General features: G+C 69.4%; 18 protein-coding genes. 1 reads left to right on the top strand and 17 read right to left on the bottom strand.

The features are described 5' to 3' along the window. Positions 1–38: 38 nt before the first annotated feature. From nuoN to OHS18_RS33620, 16 genes are all read right to left on the bottom strand, one after another. On the bottom strand, positions 39–1,610 hold the full coding sequence (gene nuoN / locus OHS18_RS33695) for an NADH-quinone oxidoreductase subunit NuoN (RefSeq protein WP_328445745.1): 1,572 nt from the start codon (positions 1,608–1,610) through the stop codon (positions 39–41). A gap of 3 nt (positions 1,611–1,613) precedes the next feature. Then, positions 1,614–3,203, bottom strand: a complete 1,590-nt coding sequence (locus OHS18_RS33690; protein WP_328445747.1) for an NADH-quinone oxidoreductase subunit M — start codon at positions 3,201–3,203, stop codon at positions 1,614–1,616. Further along, positions 3,203–5,104 (bottom strand): NADH-quinone oxidoreductase subunit L, encoded by a 1,902-nt coding sequence (gene nuoL, locus OHS18_RS33685; RefSeq protein ID WP_328613553.1) that lies wholly within the window; start codon positions 5,102–5,104, stop codon positions 3,203–3,205. Before nuoL ends, OHS18_RS33690 begins: the two co-directional genes overlap by 1 nt. 10 nt (positions 5,105–5,114) lie before the next feature. Next, a complete protein-coding gene (gene nuoK, locus OHS18_RS33680; protein ID WP_247060354.1) occupies positions 5,115–5,414 on the bottom strand; it encodes an NADH-quinone oxidoreductase subunit NuoK in 300 nt (99 codons plus the stop codon). Beyond that, positions 5,411–6,259: an NADH-quinone oxidoreductase subunit J gene (locus tag OHS18_RS33675; protein ID WP_328445751.1), complete on the bottom strand. Its 849-nt coding sequence runs from the start codon at positions 6,257–6,259 to the stop codon at positions 5,411–5,413. Before OHS18_RS33675 ends, nuoK begins: the two co-directional genes overlap by 4 nt. Continuing rightward, on the bottom strand, positions 6,256–6,780 hold the full coding sequence (nuoI, locus tag OHS18_RS33670; RefSeq protein ID WP_323329409.1) for an NADH-quinone oxidoreductase subunit NuoI: 525 nt from the start codon (positions 6,778–6,780) through the stop codon (positions 6,256–6,258). The genes OHS18_RS33675 and nuoI overlap by 4 nt, the downstream gene beginning before the upstream one ends. Further along, positions 6,767–8,116 carry an NADH-quinone oxidoreductase subunit NuoH gene (gene nuoH / locus OHS18_RS33665; RefSeq protein ID WP_328445755.1) on the bottom strand — a complete coding sequence of 450 codons (1,350 nt, stop codon included), beginning with the start codon at positions 8,114–8,116 and terminating at the stop codon, positions 6,767–6,769. The genes nuoI and nuoH overlap by 14 nt, the downstream gene beginning before the upstream one ends. Next, positions 8,113–10,587: an NADH-quinone oxidoreductase subunit G gene (locus tag OHS18_RS33660; RefSeq protein ID WP_328613552.1), complete on the bottom strand. Its 2,475-nt coding sequence runs from the start codon at positions 10,585–10,587 to the stop codon at positions 8,113–8,115. Before OHS18_RS33660 ends, nuoH begins: the two co-directional genes overlap by 4 nt. Continuing rightward, on the bottom strand, positions 10,584–11,882 hold the full coding sequence (nuoF, locus tag OHS18_RS33655; protein ID WP_328613551.1) for an NADH-quinone oxidoreductase subunit NuoF: 1,299 nt from the start codon (positions 11,880–11,882) through the stop codon (positions 10,584–10,586). Before nuoF ends, OHS18_RS33660 begins: the two co-directional genes overlap by 4 nt. Beyond that, a complete protein-coding gene (gene nuoE / locus OHS18_RS33650) occupies positions 11,882–12,760 on the bottom strand; it encodes an NADH-quinone oxidoreductase subunit NuoE (protein ID WP_328445759.1) in 879 nt (292 codons plus the stop codon). Before nuoE ends, nuoF begins: the two co-directional genes overlap by 1 nt. Then, a complete protein-coding gene (locus OHS18_RS33645; protein WP_328613550.1) occupies positions 12,757–14,088 on the bottom strand; it encodes an NADH-quinone oxidoreductase subunit D in 1,332 nt (443 codons plus the stop codon). The genes nuoE and OHS18_RS33645 overlap by 4 nt, the downstream gene beginning before the upstream one ends. Next, a complete protein-coding gene (locus OHS18_RS33640) occupies positions 14,085–14,837 on the bottom strand; it encodes an NADH-quinone oxidoreductase subunit C (RefSeq protein WP_328445762.1) in 753 nt (250 codons plus the stop codon). Before OHS18_RS33640 ends, OHS18_RS33645 begins: the two co-directional genes overlap by 4 nt. A 4-nt stretch (positions 14,838–14,841) precedes the next feature. Further along, the gene (locus OHS18_RS33635) at positions 14,842–15,390 is read right to left on the bottom strand and encodes a NuoB/complex I 20 kDa subunit family protein (RefSeq protein ID WP_086863694.1); all 549 of its coding nucleotides are present in this window, start codon (positions 15,388–15,390) and stop codon (positions 14,842–14,844) included. Positions 15,391–15,394: 4 nt separating this feature from the next. Next, positions 15,395–15,814, bottom strand: coding sequence for an NADH-quinone oxidoreductase subunit A (locus OHS18_RS33630; protein ID WP_247063898.1), 420 nt, complete (start codon positions 15,812–15,814; stop codon positions 15,395–15,397). Positions 15,815–16,359: 545 nt separating this feature from the next. Continuing rightward, on the bottom strand, positions 16,360–17,646 hold the full coding sequence (locus OHS18_RS33625) for a geranylgeranyl reductase family protein (RefSeq protein WP_328445766.1): 1,287 nt from the start codon (positions 17,644–17,646) through the stop codon (positions 16,360–16,362). Positions 17,647–17,655: 9 nt separating this feature from the next. After that, positions 17,656–18,345: a demethylmenaquinone methyltransferase gene (locus OHS18_RS33620; RefSeq protein ID WP_328445768.1), complete on the bottom strand. Its 690-nt coding sequence runs from the start codon at positions 18,343–18,345 to the stop codon at positions 17,656–17,658. A 70-nt stretch (positions 18,346–18,415) separates the two neighbouring features. Between OHS18_RS33620 and OHS18_RS33615 the strand changes: the two genes are divergently transcribed. After that, positions 18,416–18,886, top strand: coding sequence for a MarR family winged helix-turn-helix transcriptional regulator (locus OHS18_RS33615; RefSeq protein WP_328445770.1), 471 nt, complete (start codon positions 18,416–18,418; stop codon positions 18,884–18,886). On the opposite strand, the gene OHS18_RS33610 is transcribed toward OHS18_RS33615, so the two are convergent. Continuing rightward, positions 18,865–19,986: a glycosyltransferase family 4 protein gene (locus OHS18_RS33610; RefSeq protein ID WP_328445772.1), complete on the bottom strand. Its 1,122-nt coding sequence runs from the start codon at positions 19,984–19,986 to the stop codon at positions 18,865–18,867. The two genes, OHS18_RS33615 and OHS18_RS33610, sit on opposite strands and share 22 nt — an antisense overlap. Positions 19,987–19,988: the final 2 nt, after the last annotated feature.

Below are 19,988 nucleotides of genomic sequence, written 5' to 3'. Positions count from 1 at the left end.
ACCCCCGGGAAGAGGTGACGGCCCTTTCAGAAGGAACTTCAGGACGCGAAACCGCCCGCACTCGCCCACGACAGGGCGAACGCCGGGACCAGGCCGAGGACCAGCGTCACGGCCGTGCCCAGGAAGATCGCCGTTCCGGTGCCGAAGCCCGGGATCGTCACCGTGGGGCCGTCCGCGGCCGGCTCGGAGAAGTACATCAGGACGATCACGCGCAGGTAGAAGAACGCCGCCACCGCGCTGAACACCAGGGCGATGACCACCAGCGGAGCCATGCCGTCCGACAGGGCCGCCGAGAACACGACGAACTTGCCCACGAAACCTGACGTCAACGGGATGCCCGCCAAGGCCAGCAACAGGAACGTGAACACCGCGGCCACCAGCGGCGACCGTTTCGCCAGGCCCGCCCACGCCGAGAGGTGCGTCGCCTCGCCGGAGGAGTCGCGGACCAGACTGATCACGCCGAACGCCGCCAGCGTCGTGAAACCGTAGGACAGCAGGTAGAACAGCGTGCTCGACAGGCCGTTCGCGGTCATCGAGATCGCGCCGATCAGCAGGAAGCCCGCGTGCGCGATCGAGGAGTACGCGATCATGCGCTTGACGTCGGTCTGGGTCAGGCCCAGCACCGCGCCGATCACCATCGAGATGATCGCCACGCCCCAGAGCACGCCGCGCCACTCCCAGCTCGTGGAGCCGAACGCCACCGACAGCACCCGCAGGATCCCGCCGAACGCGGCGACCTTCGTGCACGCCGCCATGAACGCCGTCACCGGGGTCGGCGCGCCCTGGTAGACGTCCGGGGTCCAGGTGTGGAACGGGCCGACCGAGCCCTTGAACAGCAGGCCGACGACCAAGAGACCAAGACCGGCGAACAGCAGCGTGTCGGAGCGGTCCGAACCGGCCGCCGCGGCGGCGATGTCGCCCAGCTTCACGGAGTTCGCGTAGCCGTACAGCAGCGCGAGGCCGTAGAGGAAGAACGCCGAGGAGAACGCGCCGAGCAGGAAGTACTTGACCGCGGACTCCTGCGAGAGGAGACGGCGACGGCGGGCCAGGCCGCACATCAGGTACAGCGGCAGCGAGAGGACTTCCAGCGCGATGAACATCGTCAGCAGGTCGTTCGACGCGGTGAACGCCATCATGCCGCCGAGCGCGAACAGCGTCAGCGGGAAGACCTCGGTCTGCATGGTGGTCGCCGTCTGCGCGCGGTCCTGGACCGTGCCCGGGCGGATGCCGGCCTGCGCGACCAGCGCGCCGCCCGGCTCGACGACGCGGTCGGAGATCAGCAGCACCGCGCCGACCGCCAGGGCCAGCAGCGTGCCCCAGAGGAACAGCGCCGGCTTGTCGATCGAGATCGCGCCGCTGAACGTCTTCACGCCGCCCGCGGGGGCGTCGTTGAGCGCGTACTTGATCAGCCAGCCGCCGGCCAGGAGGATCGCCAGGAGGCTCAGCCCGACCTGCGTGCCGAACCGCGAGCGCTTCGAGGCGAACGCTTCCACCAGCACGCTGACGCACGCGGCGCCGAAGATGATCAGCACCGGCAGCACGGCGTTGTAGTCGACCGACGGCGTCGCGATCGGTGGTTCCGGCGCCTGGGTCAGGAGGATGTCGAGCACGGGTTACTTGCCTCCCTGAACCGCGGACAGCGTCTGCTGCACCGTCGGGGTGACTGTGTCGAGCACCGGCTTCGGGTAGAAGCCGAGGACGATGATCAGCACGACCAGCGGCGCGAGGATCGCGATCTCCCGGCCACTGAGGTCGCGGATGACCTTGGTCGCGCCCGGCTCGGTCACGGTCGCGGTGGCCACGGCGCCACCCGACTCCACGCCGGCCGGGGTGGCGCTGCCCTTGGAGGCGGGCGGCACCAGGGCGTCACCGCGAAGCGGGCCCTGCATCACGCGCTGGTAGAGCCAGAGGACGTACGCCGCGGCCAGGACCATGCCCACGGTCGCGAGGATCGTGTACACCGGCTGGTCCACATAGGACCCGATGAGCACCAGGAACTCGGAGACGAACGAGTTGGTGCCCGGCAAGGACAACGTGGACAGACCGGCGAGGAGGAACAGGCCCGCGAGCAGCGGGGTCACCTTCGCCATGCCGCCGTAGTCGGAGATCTTCGTCGACCCGCCGCGTGCGACGACCAGGCCGATCACCACGATCAGCATGCCGGTCGCGAGGCTGTGGTTCAGCATGTACGTCGCCGAGCCGATCATCGCCTGCTCGTTGAACGCGAAGATGCCGAGCGAGATGAACCCGAAGTGGGCGATCGAGACGTAGGCGATGAACCGCTTCATGTCCCGCTGCCCAGCGGCGAGGATCGAGCCGTAGAGGACGCCGATCACCGAGAGCACCAGCACCAGCGGCGCCAGGGTCTTGCTCGCGTCCGGGAACATCGGCAGGCAGTAGCGCAGGAACCCGAACGTGCCGACCTTGTCCAGCACGCCGACCAGCAGGACGGCGACGCCGATCGGCGCCTCCCCCGCCGCGTCCGGCAGCCAGGTGTGGAACGGCACCAGCGGCGCCTTGATCGCGAACGCCAGGAAGAAGCCGAGGAACAGCCAGATCTGCGTGCTCAGCGGCGCGTCCCGGACGACCGTGACGAGCGTGGCCCAGTCGAACGTGCCGTGGCCGAGCTTCTTGTCCGCCAGCGAGTACGCCCCGATCGCCGAGGCCAGCATGATCAGGCCGCCGAGGAACGAGTAGAGGAAGAACTTCACCGCCGCGTACTGCCGGTTCGCGCCGCCGTAACCGCCGATGAGGAAGTACATCGGGATCAGCATGATCTCGAACAGCACGTAGAACAGGAAGACGTCGGTCGCGGCGAAGACGCCGATCGTGAGCGCCTCCTGCAGCAGGATCAGCGACAGGAACCCGCCCGCGCTGCGGCCCGGCGGGAGCTTGTCCATCAGGCCGAGCCCGCCGACGACGATCGGCACCAGCAGCGCGATCACCGCGATCATCACCAGCGAGATGCCGTCGGTGCCGAACGCGATGTGCACGCCGAAGCTGGGGATCCAGTCGACGCTCGACGTCATCTGCAGCCGCGCGCCGCTCGGCGAGTAGCTGAGCCAGAACGGGATGATCAGCACGAACTCGAGGATCGAGAAGGCCAGCGCGGCCAGCACCGCGGCGCGGTCGTTCCCCTTGAGGAACGCCAGCACCAGGGCGCCGACCAGCGGCAGCAGGATGAGGATCAGCAACCAGGTCATCAGGAGAACCTCACCAGCAGGAGAGCCGCCAGAAGCAGGAACGTGCCGCCGAGCATCGACAGCGCGTAGGACCGGACGAACCCGGTCTGCAACCGCCTCAGCCGGCCGGAGCCGCCGCCGAGACCGGCGGCGAGGCCGTTGACCGCGCCGTCGACGCCGCGGTTGTCGACGAACACCAGCGCCCGCGAGAGCCAGGTGCCCGGGCGGGCGACCAGCGTCTCGTTGAGGGTGTTGCCGTACAGGTCGTTGCGAGCGGCGCGGGTGACGAACGAGACGCGCTCCGGCCGCTCGACCGGGACCGGCCGGCGGAAGATCAGGTACGCGATCAGCACACCGAGTGCGGCGAACACGAGGGTCAGGATCGGCACGATGTCCGCCGGGATCGGCGTGTGCTCGGCCTCGTGGAACTCGCCGACCGTCGGGGCCAGCCAGTCGACGAACCGGTCGCCGATCGCGAAGAACGCACCGGCGCCGACCGAACCGACCGCGAGGATCGCCATCGGAATCCACATGATCGGCTTCGACTCGTGCGGGTGGAACTCACGGCCGTCCGTCGACTTGATGTCCTTCCAGCGTTCCTTGCCGAAGAAGGTCATCATCATCAGGCGGGTCATGTAGAACGCGGTCAACCCGGCGCCGAGGATCGTGGCGATGCCGAAGACCCAGCCACGCCAGCCTTCCTGGCCGAACGCCGCCTCGATGATGGCGTCCTTGGTGTAGTAGCCGGTGAGGAACGGGAAGCCGATCAGCGCGAGGTAGCCGAGGCCGAAGGTGACGAACGTGATCGGCATCTTCTTGCGGAGGCCGCCGAACTTGCGCATGTCGACCTCGTCGTTCATGCCGTGCATGACCGAACCGGCGCCGAGGAACAGCCCGGCCTTGAAGAAGCCGTGCGCCACCAGGTGCATGATGCCCAGCGCGTAGACGCCCGGGCCGAGACCCACGGCCAGCATCATGTAGCCGATCTGGCTGACCGTCGAGTACGCGAGGACCTTCTTGATGTCGTCGTACGCGCAGCCGATGATGCACCCGAGCAGGAGCGTGAACGCTCCGACCAGCGTGACGATCAGCCGGCCGTCCTCGGTGGCGTTGAAGATGTCGTGCGAGCGGGCCACCAGGTAGACGCCGGCGGTGACCATCGTCGCCGCGTGGATCAGGGCCGAGACCGGGGTCGGGCCCTCCATCGCGTCCGGGAGCCAGGCCTGCAGCGGGAACTGGCCGGACTTACCGCACGCGCCCAGCAGCAGGAAGATCGCCATCGCGGTGATCGCGGCCGGCGGGAACTTGCCCGCGCCCACCGCGTCGAAGACCTGCGCGTAGCCGGTGGACCCGACGTACTTGAACATGATGAAGATCGCCAGCGCGAGCCCGACGTCACCGACGCGGTTCATCAGGAACGCCTTCTTCGCCGCGGTCGCGGCGGACGGGCGGCCCTGGTACCAGCCGATGAGCAGGTACGACGCGAGACCCACGCCCTCCCAGCCCAGGTAGAGCGTCACGAAGCTGTTGCCCAGCACCAGGATCAGCATCGAGGCGACGAAGAGGTTCAGGTACGCGAAGAAGCGGTACCGGGCCTCGTCGTCGACCATGTAGCCGATCGAGTAGAAGTGGATCAGCATGCCGACGCCGGTGATGAGCAGCACGAACGTCAGCGACAGGGCGTCGATCCGGAGCCCGAAGTCGATCTGCAGCGCGCCGGCCGGGATCCACGAGTAGAGCTTGGTGTCCGTCGTGGCCTTGCCGTCAGCCGTGAAGAACAGGATCAGGCCCCAGACGAAGGCCAGGGTGACGGTGGCCGTTCCGAGCAGATGCCCCCAGCCCTTCGCGCGCTTGCCCATGAGCAGCAGGACGAGCGCGCCGAAGGCAGGGAGGGCCACCAGCAGCCACGATGATGCGGTCACTCGGTGTCTCCTAGTACTTCAGCAGGTTGGTGTCGTCGACCGAGGCCGAGCGCCGGGTGCGGAAGATCGCCATGATGATCGCCAGCCCGACCACGACCTCGGCGGCGGCCACGACCATCACGAAGAAGGCCATGATCTGGCCGTCGAGGCTGCCGTTGATCCGGGCGAACGTCACGAGCGAGAGGTTCACCGCGTTCAGCATCAGCTCGATGCACATGAACACGACGATCGCGTTGCGGCGCACCAGCACGCCGACCGCGCCGATCGAGAACAGCAGCGCCGACAGCAGCAGGTAGTACGTCGGGGTCATTCCTTGTCCCCTTCCGAAGCGACCAGCGCGTGCGCGTCCGGGTGCGGGCGGTCGTCCGCGACGAGCTTGCGCTCCTTCGCCAGCTCGATCGCCGAGGTGGACTCGATGATCGCCGACAGCGACTCCGGCGCGACCGAGCCGTCCGGCAGCAGCGCCGGGGTGGACACGGAGTTGGCGGTGGCGAAGACACCCGGGCCGGGCAGCGGCGACGGCCGGTCGTGCTCGCCGCGGAAGCGCGCCACGACCAGTTCCTTCTGCGTCTTCTTGCCGCCCTTGGCGTGCCGGTCGGTGAAGGCCAGCACCATCGCGCCGACCGCGGCGGTGATGAGCAGCGCCGACGTCAGCTCGAACGGGAAGAGGTAGTCGGTGAAGATCAGCCGGCCGAGGCCCTTGGGCCCACCGCCGGCGGACGTCGCCGAGTCGAGCGGGACGGCCGGGGTGACGTTGTCCAGCGCCCGGTAGATGCCGGTGGCCAGCAGCGCGGCCAGGCCGATGCCCAGCACGGTCGCCGCGAGCCGCTGACCGCGCAGCACTTCGACGACCGAGTCGGAGCTCTCGCGGCCGACCAGCATCAGCACGAACAGGAACAGCATCATGATCGCGCCGGTGTAGACGATGATCTGCGTGAAGCCGAGGAACGGCGCCGACTGGATCATGTACAGCGCGCCCAAGCTCAGCATGGTCAGCACCAGCCACAGCGCCGAGTGCACGGCATTGCGCGAGAAGATCATGCCGAGCGCGCCGAGCAGGCAGGCCGGGCCGAGGATCCAGAACGCGATGGCCTCGCCGACGGACACGCCCGCGGCGGCGCCGGTGGGCGCCTGGGCCAGGAGTGCGGTGATCACGGCTTGACCTCCCCGCGCGCCAGCTCGGGGCCGTTCACGTAGTAGTCCTGCTCGTTCTCGCCCAGCCGCATCGGGTGCGGCGGCTGCTCCATGCCGGACAGCAGCGGCGCGAGGAGGTCTTCCTTCGTGTAGATCAGCCGCTGGCGGTCGTCGTCGGCCAGCTCGTAGAAGTTGATCATCGTCAGCGACCGCGTCGGGCAGGCCTCGATGCAGAGCCCGCAGCCGATGCAGCGCAGGTAGTTGATCTGGTAGTCGGCGCCGTACCGCTCGCCCGGGGAGTACCGGGCTTCCTCGGTGTTGTCACCGCCTTCGACGAAGATCGCGTCCGCCGGGCACGCCCACGCGCACAGCTCGCAGCCGACGCACTTCTCGAGGCCGTCCGGGTGACGGTTCAGCTGGTGCCGGCCGTGGTAGCGCGGGGCGGCCGGCGCGCCGGCCTCCGGGTACTCCTCGGTGGCGACCTTCTTGAACATCATCCCGAAGGTGACGCCGAAGCCCTTGACGGGATCAAGAAACCCCATCTTGCGCTCCTTCCTTTGCGGTACCGACGGCTGCCGGCTTGCGCCGGGCCGCCTTCGCCTCGGCCTTGGCCAAAGCCTTCTGACGCGGAGTGGTCTGCGGGACCTTGAGGTCGAGCGGCGGGACCGGGAACCCGCCACCGGTCACCGGCACGACTTCGCTCTCCTCTTCGCGGCCCGACGCGCGGACGTAGAAGAACAGGGCGACGACGATGAAGATCGCGACCGCGGCGATGATGATCGCCGGCAGGTTCCAGGTGATCACCTTCGCGAAGGTCACCATGACGATCCACACGAGGTTCAGCGGGACCAGGACCTTCCAGCCCAGGCGCATGAACTGGTCGTAACGCAGGCGGGGCAGCGTGCCGCGCAGCCAGATGAACCCGAAGAGCAGGACGAACATCTTCACGAAGAACCACAGCACCGGCCACCAGCCGGTGTTGAGCACGTTGTTCCCGATCAGCGACAGCGGCCACGGGGCCATCCAGCCGCCGAGGAACAGCGTGGTGGCGAACGCCGAGACGATCACCATGTTGACGTACTCGGCGAGGAAGAACATCGCGAACTTCATCGAGCTGTACTCGGTGTGGAAGCCGCCGACCAGCTCCGACTCGGCCTCCGGGAGGTCGAACGGGGCGCGGTTGGTCTCGCCGACCATCGAGATCAGGTAGATCACGAAGCTCGGGATCAAGTAGAGGAACCACACCGGCTGCTGCTTGGCGACGATGTCGGCCAGGTCCAGCGAACCGGCTTGCAGGATCACGGCGACGATCGACAGGCCCATCGCGATCTCGTAGGAGATCACCTGCGCGGCCGAGCGCATGCCGCCGAGCAGCGGGTACGGCGAGCCGGACGCCCAGCCGGCGAGCACGATGCCGTAGACGCCGATCGAGGAGCAGGCCAGCACGACCAGCAGGCTGACCGGCAGGTCGAGCAGCTGCAGGACGGTCCGCTCGCCGAAGATCGAGACCACCGGGCCGAACGGGATGGCCGCCAGCGCGATCAGCGGCGGCACCACGCAGATGACCGGGGCGAGGAAGTACACCTTGCGGTCGGCGGTGTCCGGGATGATCTGTTCCTTGAACGGCAGCTTGAGCGCGTCCGCCAGGGACTGCAGGTAGCCGTTCGGGCCGACGCGGTTGGGGCCCGGCCGGTTCTGCATCCGGCCGACGGCCTTGCGCTCCCAGACGATCAGCACGATCGTGAAGATCGGGCCGATCAGCAGGATGATCACCGACTTGAGAGCGATCAGCCAGAACGGGTCGTCCGCCAGCAGCGCCGCACGCGTCGCCGCGTCCGGAACACTCCCGACAGCAGCTTCAGTCAGCAACGGTGTCACAGTTCACCCCCAGCGAGGTTCACCACGGCGCCGTGACCGGCACCGAGCGTCTTGGCCACGGCGGAGCCGTCGGAGTTGCCCGGCAGCCACACCACGCCATCGGGCAGGTCGGCGACCTCGATCGGCAGCGTGATCGCGCCGCGTTCGGTGCTCACCTTCACGGACGCGCCCAGCCCTTCGGCGGTCGTCGCGGACAACCGCGCGACCGGCTTGCGCTGGGTGCCCTTGAGGTGCGGCTCGCCGTCCTGCAGTGACCCGTTGTCGACCAGCTGGCGCCAGGTCGACAGGACTGCCTGGCCGGTACCCGGGGCCACCGTGGCGCCCCCGGTCGCGGCCTCGACGTGACCCCAGCGCAGCGCGGAGGCCGGGCCGAGCTTCTCGTAGTCGCCGCGCGCGGCGGCCGGCGTCTGCGTGAACAGGTCCGTGTCCATCTCGACGGCGAGGGTGTCGAGCACCCGGCAGTCCGGCAGCGAGCCGGTGCCCTCGATGGTGATGTCGAACGGGCGGGTGCGGCCCTCCCAGTTGAGGTAGCTGCCCGCCTTCTCGTCCGACGCGGCCACCGGGAGCACGACGTCCGCGCGCTCGGTCACGGCGCTCCGCCGCAGCTCGAGGCTGACGACAAAACCGGCGTTGTCCAGCGCGCGCAGCGCGAGCTCCGGGTCCGGCAGGTCGTACGGGTCGACCCCGCCGACGACCAGGCCGCCGAGCTCACGGTCCGAAGCGGCCTTAAGGATCTCGGTCGCGTCGCGGCCCGGAGCCGAGGGAAGCGGGACGCCCCAAGCGTTTTCGACGGCGACGCGAGCGGCGTCCTCGCCGACGCGACGGCCGCCGGGCAGCAGGCCCGGCACGCAGCCGGTCTCCAGCGCGCCCCGGTCACCGGCGCGGCGCGGGATCCACGCGAGCCGGACGCCCGTGCGCTCCACCAGGTCGTGCAGCGCGGAGAACAGGCCCGGCACCGAAGCCGCGCGCTCGCCGACGAGGACGACGGCGTTCTCGCCGCTCAGGGCCTCGTCGAGGTCCGGCGCATGCTTGGCGATGCCTTCGATGGCCGCGGGCTCCTGGCCCGGGACGCAGGCGAGCAGCTCGCCGAACGTCTTGCGCACCGACGACGTCGTCCACTGTCCCAAGTGGACGACCCGGGTGCGGTTCTTGCGGGCCGCCTTGCGCAGCCGCAGGAACACGATCGGCGCCTCGTCCTCGGGCTCGAACGCCACGCACAGCACGGTGCGGGCGCGCTCGATCTCGCCGAAGGTGACGCCGTTCTCCGGCGTCACGCCCACGACGTGCGAGGTGAGGAACGCGAGCTCCTCGGCCGAGTGCGGGCGGGCGCGGAAGTCGACGTCGTTGGTCTGCAAGGCGACGCGGGCGAACTTCGAGTACGCGTAGGCGTCCTCGACGGTCAGCCGGCCACCGGGCAGGACACCGACGCCGCCGTTGGAACGGGCCTCGGTGAGACCGGCGGCCGCGATACGCAGCGCGTCGGTCCAGGACGCCTCTTCCAGCTCACCGGTCTCGCGGTTGCGGACCAGCGGCCGCCGGATGCGGTCCTCGGCGGAGGTGTAGCGGAAGGCGAAGCGGCCCTTGTCGCAGATCCACTCTTCGTTGACCTCGGGGTCGTCGCCGGCCAGCTTGCGCTGGACCTTGCCGCGGCGGAAGTCGGTCCGCTCGGCGCAGCCGGACGAGCAGTGCTCGCAGACGCTCGGCGCCGACACCAGGTCGAACGGGCGGGAGCGGAACCGGTAGGCGGCACTCGTCAGAGCGCCGACCGGGCAGATCTGGATGACGTTGCCGGAGAAGTAGCTCTGGAACGGCTGGCCGGACGTCGTCCGCGAGGCCAGGTCCAGCACGTCCGCCGTCTCCGCGGTGCCGATCTGCTGGTGGGCGCCGCGTTCGAGGAGCTCGATGAACGGGTCGCCGGCGATCTCGCGGGAGAACCGGGTGCAGCGCTGGCAGAGCACGCAGCGTTCCCGGTCCAGGAGCACCTGCGACGAGATCGGCAGCGGCTTCTGGAAGGTGCGCTTGGTGTCCACGAACCGGGACTCCGTGCGGCCGTGCGCCAAAGCCTGGTTCTGCAGCGGGCACTCGCCGCCCTTGTCGCAGATCGGGCAGTCCAGCGGGTGGTTGATGAGCAGCAGCTCCATCACACCCTGCTGGGCCTTGTCCGCGACCGGCGACGTCAGCTGCGTCTTGACGACCATGCCGTCGGCGACGGTCATCGTGCAGGACGCCTGCGGCTTCGGCATCGGCCGGCCGCCCATCTCGACCTCGACCAGGCACTGGCGGCAGGCGCCGGCCGGGTCGAGGAGCGGGTGGTCGCAGAACCGCGGGATGACCGTGCCGAGGCGTTCGGCCGTGCGGATCAGCAGCTCACCCTTGGGGGCGATGACCTCTTCGCCGTCGATGACCAGCTTGACGTGGCCTTCGGGGACCGGCGTCGCAGCCGTGTCGGGCTTGTCGGGGGCGATCGTCATGATGCCTGCGCTCCCACGAGTTCGGGCTTGGTCTGTTCGTGCCGGTTCTTCTCGCACAGCGCGAGGAACTCGTCCCGGAAGTACTTGATGCCGCTGGTGATCGGCGACACCGCGCCGTCGCCGAGGGCGCAGAACGACCGGCCGAGGATGTTGTCGCAGACGTCGAGGAGGGTGTCGATGTCCTCTTCGGTGCCGTGGCCCTCGACCATGCGCTCGAGGATCTGCGCCAGCCAGTACGTGCCCTCACGGCACGGCGTGCACTTGCCGCAGGACTCGTGCTCGTAGAACTGCGTCCACTTCATCACGGCCCAGGGCACCGACACCGTCTCGTTGAAGACCTGCACGGCCGTCGTGCCCAGCATCGACCCGGCTTCCGCCGCGCCTTCGAAGTCCAGGGGAACGTCGAGGTGCTCGGCGGTGAACATCGGGGTGGACGAGCCGCCCGGGGTCCAGAACTTGAGCGGGACGCCGTCCTTCATGCCGCCCGCCATGTCGAGCAGCTCGCGCAGCGTGGTGCCGAGCGGGCACTCGTACTGGCCGGGCTTCTCGACGTGGCCGGAGATCGAGTAGATCTTCGGGCCGGGCGACTTCTCGCGGCCCATCTCGCGGAACCAGCTCGACCCGCCGTTGACGATGAACGGCGCGCTCGCGATGGTCTCGACGTTGTTGACCGTGGTCGGCGCGGCGTAAAGACCCGCGGCGGCCGGGAACGGCGGCTTGAGCCGCGGCTGGCCACGACGGCCCTCCAGCGAGTCGAGCAGCGCCGTCTCCTCACCGCAGATGTACGCGCCGGCGCCGGCGTGCACGGTGATCTTGAGGTCGAAGCCCGAGCCGAGGATGTTCTCGCCCAGGTAGCCCGCCGCTTCGGCTTCGCGCACGGCCGCGTTGAGGCGGCGGATGCAGTGCAGCGCCTCGCCGCGGACGTAGATGAAGCAGTGGTTGGAGCGCATCGCGTACGAGGCGATGATGCAGCCCTCGATGAGCGAGTGCGGGTCCGCCATCATCAGCGGGATGTCCTTGCACGTGCCCGGCTCGCCCTCGTCGGCGTTGATCACCAGGTAGTGCGGCTTGTCGAAGTTCGGCGGCATGAACGACCACTTGATGCCGGCCGGGAAGCCCGCGCCGCCGCGGCCGCGCAGGCCCGAGTCCTTGACCAGCTGGACGAGCTGCTCCGGCGTGCCGGCGAGCGCCTTGCGGATGGCCGTGTAGCCCTCCAGCGCCTCGTACGTGCCGATCTGCCAGGAGTTCGGCGACAGCCAGCGCTTCGTGAGGACCGGCGTAATGGGATCTGCCATTACTTCTTCTCCCCATCTTTAACAGGCACAGCAGGGAGCGGGACGTCTTGCGCGACGGGCGCGACCCAGCCGCGCTCCTGCGCGATCTGCGCGCCCCGCAGGGTTTCGACGGCCTGCGATGGGCCGTCGACGTCCGTGCGGTACTGGCGCTCGTCCTCCGGGAAGAACCCGGCGAGCTGCAGCTCGGCGCCCTTGAAGCTGCTCAGCGGGGCACCGCGCGTCGGGGCCGGCTTCTTGCCCGCCTGCAGCGCGTCGACCAGCGCGACGGCCTTGTCCTCCGTCTGGTTGTCGAAGTACTCGTAGTTGACCTGGATGACCGGCGCGAGGTCACAGGCCGCGAGGCACTCGGCGTGCTCGAGGGTGATCGAGCCCGGCTCGTTCGGCGTGCCCGCGGTCTCGTTGTGCCCCAGCGGTTCCGCCTCGGAACCGAGGTGCGTCTGGAGCTTCTTGTAGATCGCGTCGCCGCCCATGGCCGCGCACAGCGTGTTCGTGCAGACGCTCACCAGGTGCTCGCCGCACGGGCGGCGCTTGTACATCGTGTAGAACGTCGCGACCGCGCTGACCTCGGCGTCGGACAGGTCGAGCTGCTGCGCGCAGAACGCGATGCCCTCCTGGCTGACGTACCCCTGCACCGACTGCACGAGGTGCAGCAGCGGCAGCAGCGCCGAGCGGGACACCGGGTAACGCGCGATCAGCTCCTGCGCCCGGGAGTACACGCCACTGTCGAAGATGTCCTCGAGCGGTGTCTCGGCCAGGATTCCCTCGGCCACTGCGGGATCCGGCGCGATGGCGATCACGTCGACGTCCGGCCCGGCGGCCGCGTGCGTCTGATCCGCCGCGTGCGGTCCCGGTTCCGGGACTGCGGTAGAAGAGGTCATCGGTCCACTCCCCCCATGACGGGGTCGATCGAGGCGATCGCGGCGATCACGTCCGCGACCAGGCCGCCTTCGGCCATTGCGGGCATCGACTGCAGGTTCACGAAGCTCGGTTCGCGCACGTGGACCCGCAGCGGCCGGGTGCCGCCGTCGGAGACCAGGTGCGCGCTCAGCTCGCCGCGCGGCGACTCGACCGAGGTGTAGACCTGCCCGGCCGGCACCTTGAAGCCCTCGGTGACCAGCTTGAAGTGGTGGATCAGGGACTCCATCGACTGGCCCATGATCTTCTTGACGTGCTCGAGCGAGTTGCCCATGCCGTCGCTGCCGATCGACAGCTGCGCGGGCCAGGCGACCTTCTTGTCCTCGACCATGACCGGGCCCGGCTCGAGCTTCTCCAGGCACTGCTCGATGATCTTGAGGCTCTCGTGCATCTCGTGCACCCGGATCAGGTAGCGCGACCAGCAGTCGGCGCCGTTGTCGACCGGCACGTCGAAGTCGAACTCCTCGTAGCAGGAGTACGGCTCGGTCTTGCGCAGGTCCCACGGCAGGCCGGCACTGCGCAGCACCGGCCCGGTGACGCCGAGCGCGAGGCACGCGTCGACCGGCAGGTACCCGACACCCTTGAGCCGGTTGCGCCAGATCGGCTGCCCGGTGAAGAGCTTGTCGTACAGCGGAAGGCGTTCCTTCATCGTCTTGACGAATTCGGTGACCTTCTCGCGGTAGTCCGCGGGCATGTCCTGCGCGAGACCGCCGGGGCGGATGAACGCGTGGTTCATCCGCAGGCCGGTGAGGTGCTCCAGCAGGTGCAGCACGACCTCGCGCTCGCGGAAGCCCAGCGTCATCGCGGTGGTGGCGCCGAGCTCCATGCCGCCGGTGGCGATGTAGACCAGGTGCGAGCCGATGCGGTTGATCTCCAGCAGCATCACGCGCAGCAGCTGCGCGCGGCGCGGGGCCTCGATCTGCAGCAGCTTCTCGACGCCGAGGCAGTACGCCATCTCCGTCGAGAGCGGGGCCAGGTAGTCCATGCGCGTCACGAAGGTGACGCCCTGGGTCCAGGTCCGGTACTCGCAGTTCTTCTCGATGCCGGTGTGGAGGTAGCCGATGACCGACCGCAGCTGCGTGACGGTCTCGCCCTCCATCTCCAGCACGAGCCGGAGCACGCCGTGTGTCGACGGGTGCTGCGGGCCCATGTTGATGACCATGCGCTCGTCGTGCGCCGCGTCGGCGACGACGTCGTCCCAGTCACCACCGGAGACCGAGTAGACGCGGCCTTCGGTCGTGTCGCGGCTGTCCGCCTCGGGAACTTGAGTGGCGTCTTCGTTGATGGTCACGAGTACGACCTCCGCTGGTCCGGCGGCGGGATCTCCGCGCCCTTGTATTCGACCGGGATCCCGCCGAGCGGGTAGTCCTTGCGCTGGGGGTGGCCGTCCCAGTCGTCCGGCATGAGGATGCGGGTGAGCGCGGGGTGGCCGTCGTAGACGATGCCGAACATGTCCCAGGTCTCCCGCTCCTGCCAGTCGGCGGTCGGGTAGATCCCGACCAGTGACGGCACGTGCGCGTCGTCCACGTCGAGGCTGACCTCGAGGCGGATCCGGCGGCGGTAGGTCAGGGACGTGAAGTGGTACACCGAGTGCAGCCGCTGCGGGACGTCGACGCCGTAGTCCACGCCGGACACCGAGCTGAGCAGCTCGAAGCGCAGGCCGCCGTCGTCGCGCAGGACCTTCGCGATCGCGGGCAGCTGCTCGCGGGCGACGTAGAAGGTGATCTCGCCGCGGTCGACCGTGGTCTGCAGGATCGCCTCGGACGGGATCTTGTTGTCCGACAGGGCCGCGTAGAACTCGTCGGCGAACTGGTCGAACCAGCCGCCGTACGGGCGCTCGGCCGGCGCCGGGTGGTAGGCCGGCAGCCGGACGCCGCCGTAGCCGGAGGTGTCACCGGTGCCGTGGACGCCGAACATGCCCTGGCGTTCGCGGCCGGTGACGACCGGCTCGGCGGGCCGGGTGCCGCGCGGCTCGAGGCCGTCTTCGGTGGGGCGATCGGCGCTGGACTGCTCGCCGCCGGGTTCTGGGGTCTCAGTCATCGCTCTACTTCTTCGCGTACTTGATCGAGGACGCGACGAGCTCGGTGCGGGCGCCGCTGGCGGCGCGGATCGCGGCCCGGCGGGCGTTGATCGGCTCGTCCTGGATCTTGGCGTGCAGCTTGAGGATCGCGTCGAGCAGCATCTCCGGCCGCGGCGGGCAGCCGGGCAGGTACATGTCGACCGGCACGATGTGGTCGACGCCCTGGACCACGGCGTAGTTGTTGAACATGCCGCCGGAGGAGGCGCAGACGCCCATGGCGAGGACCCACTTGGGCTCGGCCATCTGGTCGTAGATCTGGCGCAGGACCGGGGCCATCTTCTGGGTGACCCGGCCGGCGACGATCATCAGGTCGGCCTGGCGCGGCGTCGCGCTGAAGCGCTCCATGCCGAACCGGGCGATGTCGTAGCGGGAACCGCCGACCGTCATCATCTCGATCGCGCAGCAGGCGAGCCCGAAGGTCGCGGGCCACATCGAGTTCTTCCGCGCCCAGTTGACGAGGCCTTCGAGGCTGGCCAGCAGAATGCCGTTGGGGAGTTTCTCTTCGAGGCCCATGGGTCTAGTTCCAATCCAGGCCGCCGCGCCGCCACACGTAGGCGTACGCGAAGCCGACCGTCGCGATGAACAGCAGGATCTCCACCAGGCCGAAGGTGCCCAGCGCGTCCGCCTGCACGGCGAACGGGTAGAGGAAGACCATCTCGATGTCGAACAGGATGAACAGCATCGCGGTGATGTAGTACGCCACCGGCATCCGGCCGCCGCCGACGAGCGGCTGCGGGGACGGTTCGATGCCGCATTCGTAGGCCTCGAGCTTGGCCTTGTTGTAGCGGCTGGGACCGACCAGCGGGCCCAGCAGCACCGACAGCACGGCGAACGCCAGCGCCAGCACGAACAGAAGGACCAAGGGCAGGTAGGGCTTCAGGCTCGGGGCCTGCTGCGCCAGGTTCACTGCGTCCGTTTGGGTCAGCACGGGCAACATCAGCACGGGGTCTTCGCCATCCTTTCCGCGCCGCTGCGGTTTTGCTTGTGGTGGGAACCGCTCAGCCTCGTCGGCACCCTAAGGGACCTGGGTCACACCGCCGAGGGTCAGGGTCTCCTTACGGCCCGTGGCTGTCTTCGGGCCAGCTTGTGAAATAGTTCACAAGCCACTCGTCGTGGATGTGAAGGGATTCACAAAGCATGGGGGGAGTGTAGGACGCGACTCACATTCTTGTCCCTAGCCCCCCGTGTTATGAGGGTGCCCTAACTTTCGCCGCCAACGTTGTCACGGCCCGACAACGGCGCGCGTGCGACCTGCGCGAAGACGTTTCATGATCACCGCACGACCGGACAAACAGGGCGCCGACCTGTGATCTATCCCACTGACCGCACGGCCAACTTGGTAGGCCGGTCGAGTGTCCGCGCGCAACCCGCCCACCCCGCCACCGTTCGCACTTGCACAGCAAGGCGTCACTTTCCCTAGGAAAGATGCGTCCAAGGGGCCTTCGGACGCATCTTTCCTAGGGAAAGTGACAGGTTCAGGGGTCAGCGGGGGCTGGGGGCTGCCTTGGCCAGGGCCGAGATCAGGCGGTCGACGCCGTCGCCGCCCTTGGCGTCGTAGCAGCCCGACAGGCCCTTGTAGACCAGCGGGAGGATCTTGTTGATCCGCAGGCCGTACTTGGTCGCCGCGTGCATGATCTTCGGCTTGCCGATGATCTTGGCGAAGACATTGCCCAGCTGGTAGTAGCCGCCCATCAGCTCGCGCACCGCGCGCGGGTACGCCTCCAGCGCGCGCTCGCGCGAAGGCCCTTCGCGCCGGGCCAGGGCCTGGACGACGACCTCCGCCGCGATCTGCGCGGACTCCATCGCCGCCGAGATGCCCTCGCCGTTGAACGGGCTGACCATGCCGCCCGCGTCGCCCAGCAGCAGGAGGCCGTCGCGGTAGTGCGGGGTGCGGTTGAAGCCCATCGGGAGGCCGGCGCCGCCGACCTTGCCGATCGCGTTCTCCTCGCGGTAGCCCCACTCCTCCGGCGTCCCGTCGAGCCACTGGCGCAGCAGCGCGCGGTAGTCGGTGTTCCGGAACGACGCCGACGTCGAGAGCATGCCGAGGCCGACGTTCACCGTGCCGTCGCCGAGCGGGAACGCCCAGCCGTAGCCCGGCAGCAGCTTCGGGTCGCGCGGATCCGAGCGGTCCCACAGCTCGAGGTGCCCCTCGATGAACGGGTCGTCGTGGCGCGGGCTCTTGTAGTACTGGCGCACCGCGACGCCCATCGGGCGCTTCTCGTTCTTCTGGATGCCTACGCTCAGCGCGAGCCGCGCGGAGACGCCGTCGCAGGCCAGGACCAGCGGCGCGCGGTAGTTCACCGGCGTGCGCTCCGGGCCGACCTTCGCCTCGACGCCGACCACGCGCCCGGTCGCGTCGGTGATGGCGCTGGTGACGGTGGTGCGCTCGTACAGCCGCGCGCCCGCCTTCACCGCGAGCTTCGCGAGGAGGTCGTCGAAGTCGTGGCGGGTGCGGGAAACGCCGTACGGCGGGTAGCTCGTGAGGTCCGGCCAGTCGAGCTCCAGCGTCAGGTCGCCGGTGAGGATCCGCAGGCCACGGCTCTGCACCCAGCCGGCTTCCTCGCTCGTGTCGATGCCCAGGTCGATCAGCTGCTTGACGCCGCGCGGGGTGAGGCCGTCGCCGCAGACCTTCTCGCGCGGGAACTCGGTCTTCTCCAGCAGCAGGACGTCGACGCCCGACCGGGCGAGGTAGGTCGCGACAGTGGACCCGGCCGGTCCGGCACCGACGACGATGACTTCGGCGTCCTGGTCAGGGCTACGACGGCTCATACCGCGAGTCTAGGCAGGCTTGCGCGCCCGGTGGATCGCGACGACGCCGAATGTGAGGTTCAACCACTCGACGTCGGCCCAGCCCGCGCTCTCGATGATCTCACCGAGAGTGCGCTGGTCCGGCCAGGCCAGCATCGATTCGGCCAGGTAGGAGTAGGCCTCCGGGTTGGACGACGTCCGCTTGCCGACCCACGTGAGCAGCTTCAGCATGAACCGCCGGTGGATGAACCTGATCGGGGGAAACGGCGGCGTCGAGACCTCGCAGATCACCAGCCGGCCGCCCGGCTTGACCACGCGGGCGATCTCGGTGAGCGCGGCCTTCGTGTCGACGAAGTTGCGCAGCGCCAGCGAGATCGTCACGGCGTCGAAGCTCTCGTCGGCGAACGGGAGGTTCAGCGCGTCCGCCGCGACCATCGGGACCTTGCGGTGCAGCCCGGCGCGCAGCATGCCGAACGAGAAGTCCGCGGCCAGGCACCAGGCGCCGCCGCGGGCGTACTCGACGGTGGAGACGCCGGTGCCGGCGGCGAGGTCCAGGACCTTCTCGCCGCGGCGGGCGTCGAGCACGCGGGCGGTGGTGGTGCGCCAGCGCCGGTCGAAGCCGAAGGTCATGAACGAGTTCGCCCGGTCGTACCCGTCCGCGACGCCGTCGAACATGGCGGCGACTTCGTGCGGGTCCTTGTCCAGGCTGGCGCGTGACATGGCTTGAGGTTAACCGGGACGGAAATTGATTACGCTGGTGTAATCAATTTTCAGCGGCTACCGTTCCGGCATGGACGCGAAGAGACCGCGGCTGGGCAGCGCCTTCCTGCTCGCCCAAGTCGGCGCGCACGCTGCCCAGCGGTTCACGGAGCAGATCGCGGCGCTGGATCTGACGCCGACCCAGGTCGCCCTGCTGCGGCTCGTGGCCTCCCGGCCGGGTCAGAGCCAGCAGTCGCTGGCCAAGCAGCTCGGCACCCCCGCGACCCGGCTGGTCCCGCTCGTCGACGGACTGGAGAAGCGCGGGCTCATCGAGCGCCGCCGCAACGCCGAAGACCGGCGGCTGTACGCCGTGGAGCTGAGCGAGGACGGCCGGGTGATGATGGGGCGTGTCGCGCAAACCGGCGCGTCGCACGAACAAGCCGTCACCGCGGCCCTGACCGACGCCGAACGCGAAGTCCTGCACAGCTTGCTGGTGAAGATCGCGGACGAGCAGGGCCTCACGCCGAACGTCCAGCCGGCCTACGGGCGCCAGCGCTCCTGACCGAAGGTCGCCAGCATTCCGGCGACCGCCGCGGACCAGGTGAACTCCTCGGCCCGCGCCCGGGCCGCCGCGCGGCGCAGGTCTTCGGGACGGTCCAGGAGGTTCGTCACAGCGGAGGCGAACGCGGGCGCGTGGTCCTCGACCGCCGCGCCGCAGCCCGGCCGGACGATCTCCCGCAGCGCCGACGACGCCGAGACCACCACCGGCGTCCCGGAGGCGAGCGCTTCCAGCGCGGCCAGGCCGAACGTCTCGTGCGGGCCCGGCGCGAGGGAGACGTCGGCGCTGGCCAGCAGCCGGGCGACGTCACCGCGGCCGGCCAGGAACCCCAGGAACGTCACCGGCAGGCCGCGCGCCCGGCGTTCGAGCGCGCGGCGTCGCGGCCCGTCGCCGGCCACGACGAGCCGCACCCGCGCGCCCGCCTCCGTCAGCTCGGCGACGGTGTCCACGCTGCGCTCCACGTGTTTCTCCGGCGACAGGCGTCCACAGTGGACGATCAGGGCGTCCGCTCCCCCGGCGAGGCCGGCGCGCCAGCCGTCGTCGCGCCTGGCGGGCCGGAACGTCGTCAGGTCGACGCCGAGCGGCACGCGGTGGACGTTCGGCGCGGCGATCCGGTCGAACTCCGCCCGCGCGAACGCCGTCGTGCAGACGACCGTGTCGTAGCTCGCGGCCATCCGGCGGTTGGCGACGTCGGCGACGCGGCGCGCGACGACCTCGGGCAGCAGGAACTGCTCCAGCAGCCGGTCGAGCCGCTCGTGGGAGATCACCGTGCTGGGGACGCCGTGGCGCCGTGCCCAGCCGCCCATCCCCCGCAGCGTCAGCCGGTCCGACACCTCGAGCCGGTCCGGTTCGAGCTTGCGCAGCACCGCGCGGACGCGGTGCGGGTCGACGGCGCGGTAGCCGCCGGTGCCCGGGATTTTGGGCGCGGGCAAGGAAAACCGGCGGACGCCGGTGGGCAGGACCTCGTCGGCGTAGCGGGTGCCGGGCACCACCAGCGTCACGACGTGCCCGCTCGCGACGTACCCGGCGCCGAGGTGGTGCAACGCCGTGCGCAGCCCGCCCGAGCGCGGCCCGTAGAAGTTCGCGAGCTGGACGATGTGCACGG

Source organism: Amycolatopsis sp. NBC_00355, from assembly GCF_036104975.1.
GTDB lineage: Bacteria > Actinomycetota > Actinomycetes > Mycobacteriales > Pseudonocardiaceae > Amycolatopsis.
Note: the sequence above shows the minus strand (reverse complement) of the source record. Positions and strands in the feature narration are given on the sequence as shown.

Coding starts and splice junctions, on each gene's coding strand:
- nuoF (WP_328613551.1), bottom strand. CDS start 11,882: ATGGCAGATCCCATTACGCCGGTCCTCACGAAGCGCTGGCTGTCGCCG.
- OHS18_RS33660 (WP_328613552.1), bottom strand. CDS start 10,587: ATGACGATCGCCCCCGACAAGCCCGACACGGCTGCGACGCCGGTCCCC.
- OHS18_RS33620 (WP_328445768.1), bottom strand. CDS start 18,345: ATGTCACGCGCCAGCCTGGACAAGGACCCGCACGAAGTCGCCGCCATG.
- OHS18_RS33640 (WP_328445762.1), bottom strand. CDS start 14,837: ATGACTGAGACCCCAGAACCCGGCGGCGAGCAGTCCAGCGCCGATCGC.
- nuoI (WP_323329409.1), bottom strand. CDS start 6,780: ATGGGGTTTCTTGATCCCGTCAAGGGCTTCGGCGTCACCTTCGGGATG.
- nuoE (WP_328445759.1), bottom strand. CDS start 12,760: ATGACCTCTTCTACCGCAGTCCCGGAACCGGGACCGCACGCGGCGGAT.
- OHS18_RS33615 (WP_328445770.1), top strand. CDS start 18,416: ATGGACGCGAAGAGACCGCGGCTGGGCAGCGCCTTCCTGCTCGCCCAA.
- OHS18_RS33630 (WP_247063898.1), bottom strand. CDS start 15,814: ATGTTGCCCGTGCTGACCCAAACGGACGCAGTGAACCTGGCGCAGCAG.
- OHS18_RS33635 (WP_086863694.1), bottom strand. CDS start 15,390: ATGGGCCTCGAAGAGAAACTCCCCAACGGCATTCTGCTGGCCAGCCTC.
- OHS18_RS33690 (WP_328445747.1), bottom strand. CDS start 3,203: ATGACCTGGTTGCTGATCCTCATCCTGCTGCCGCTGGTCGGCGCCCTG.
- OHS18_RS33625 (WP_328445766.1), bottom strand. CDS start 17,646: ATGAGCCGTCGTAGCCCTGACCAGGACGCCGAAGTCATCGTCGTCGGT.
- nuoK (WP_247060354.1), bottom strand. CDS start 5,414: ATGACCCCGACGTACTACCTGCTGCTGTCGGCGCTGCTGTTCTCGATC.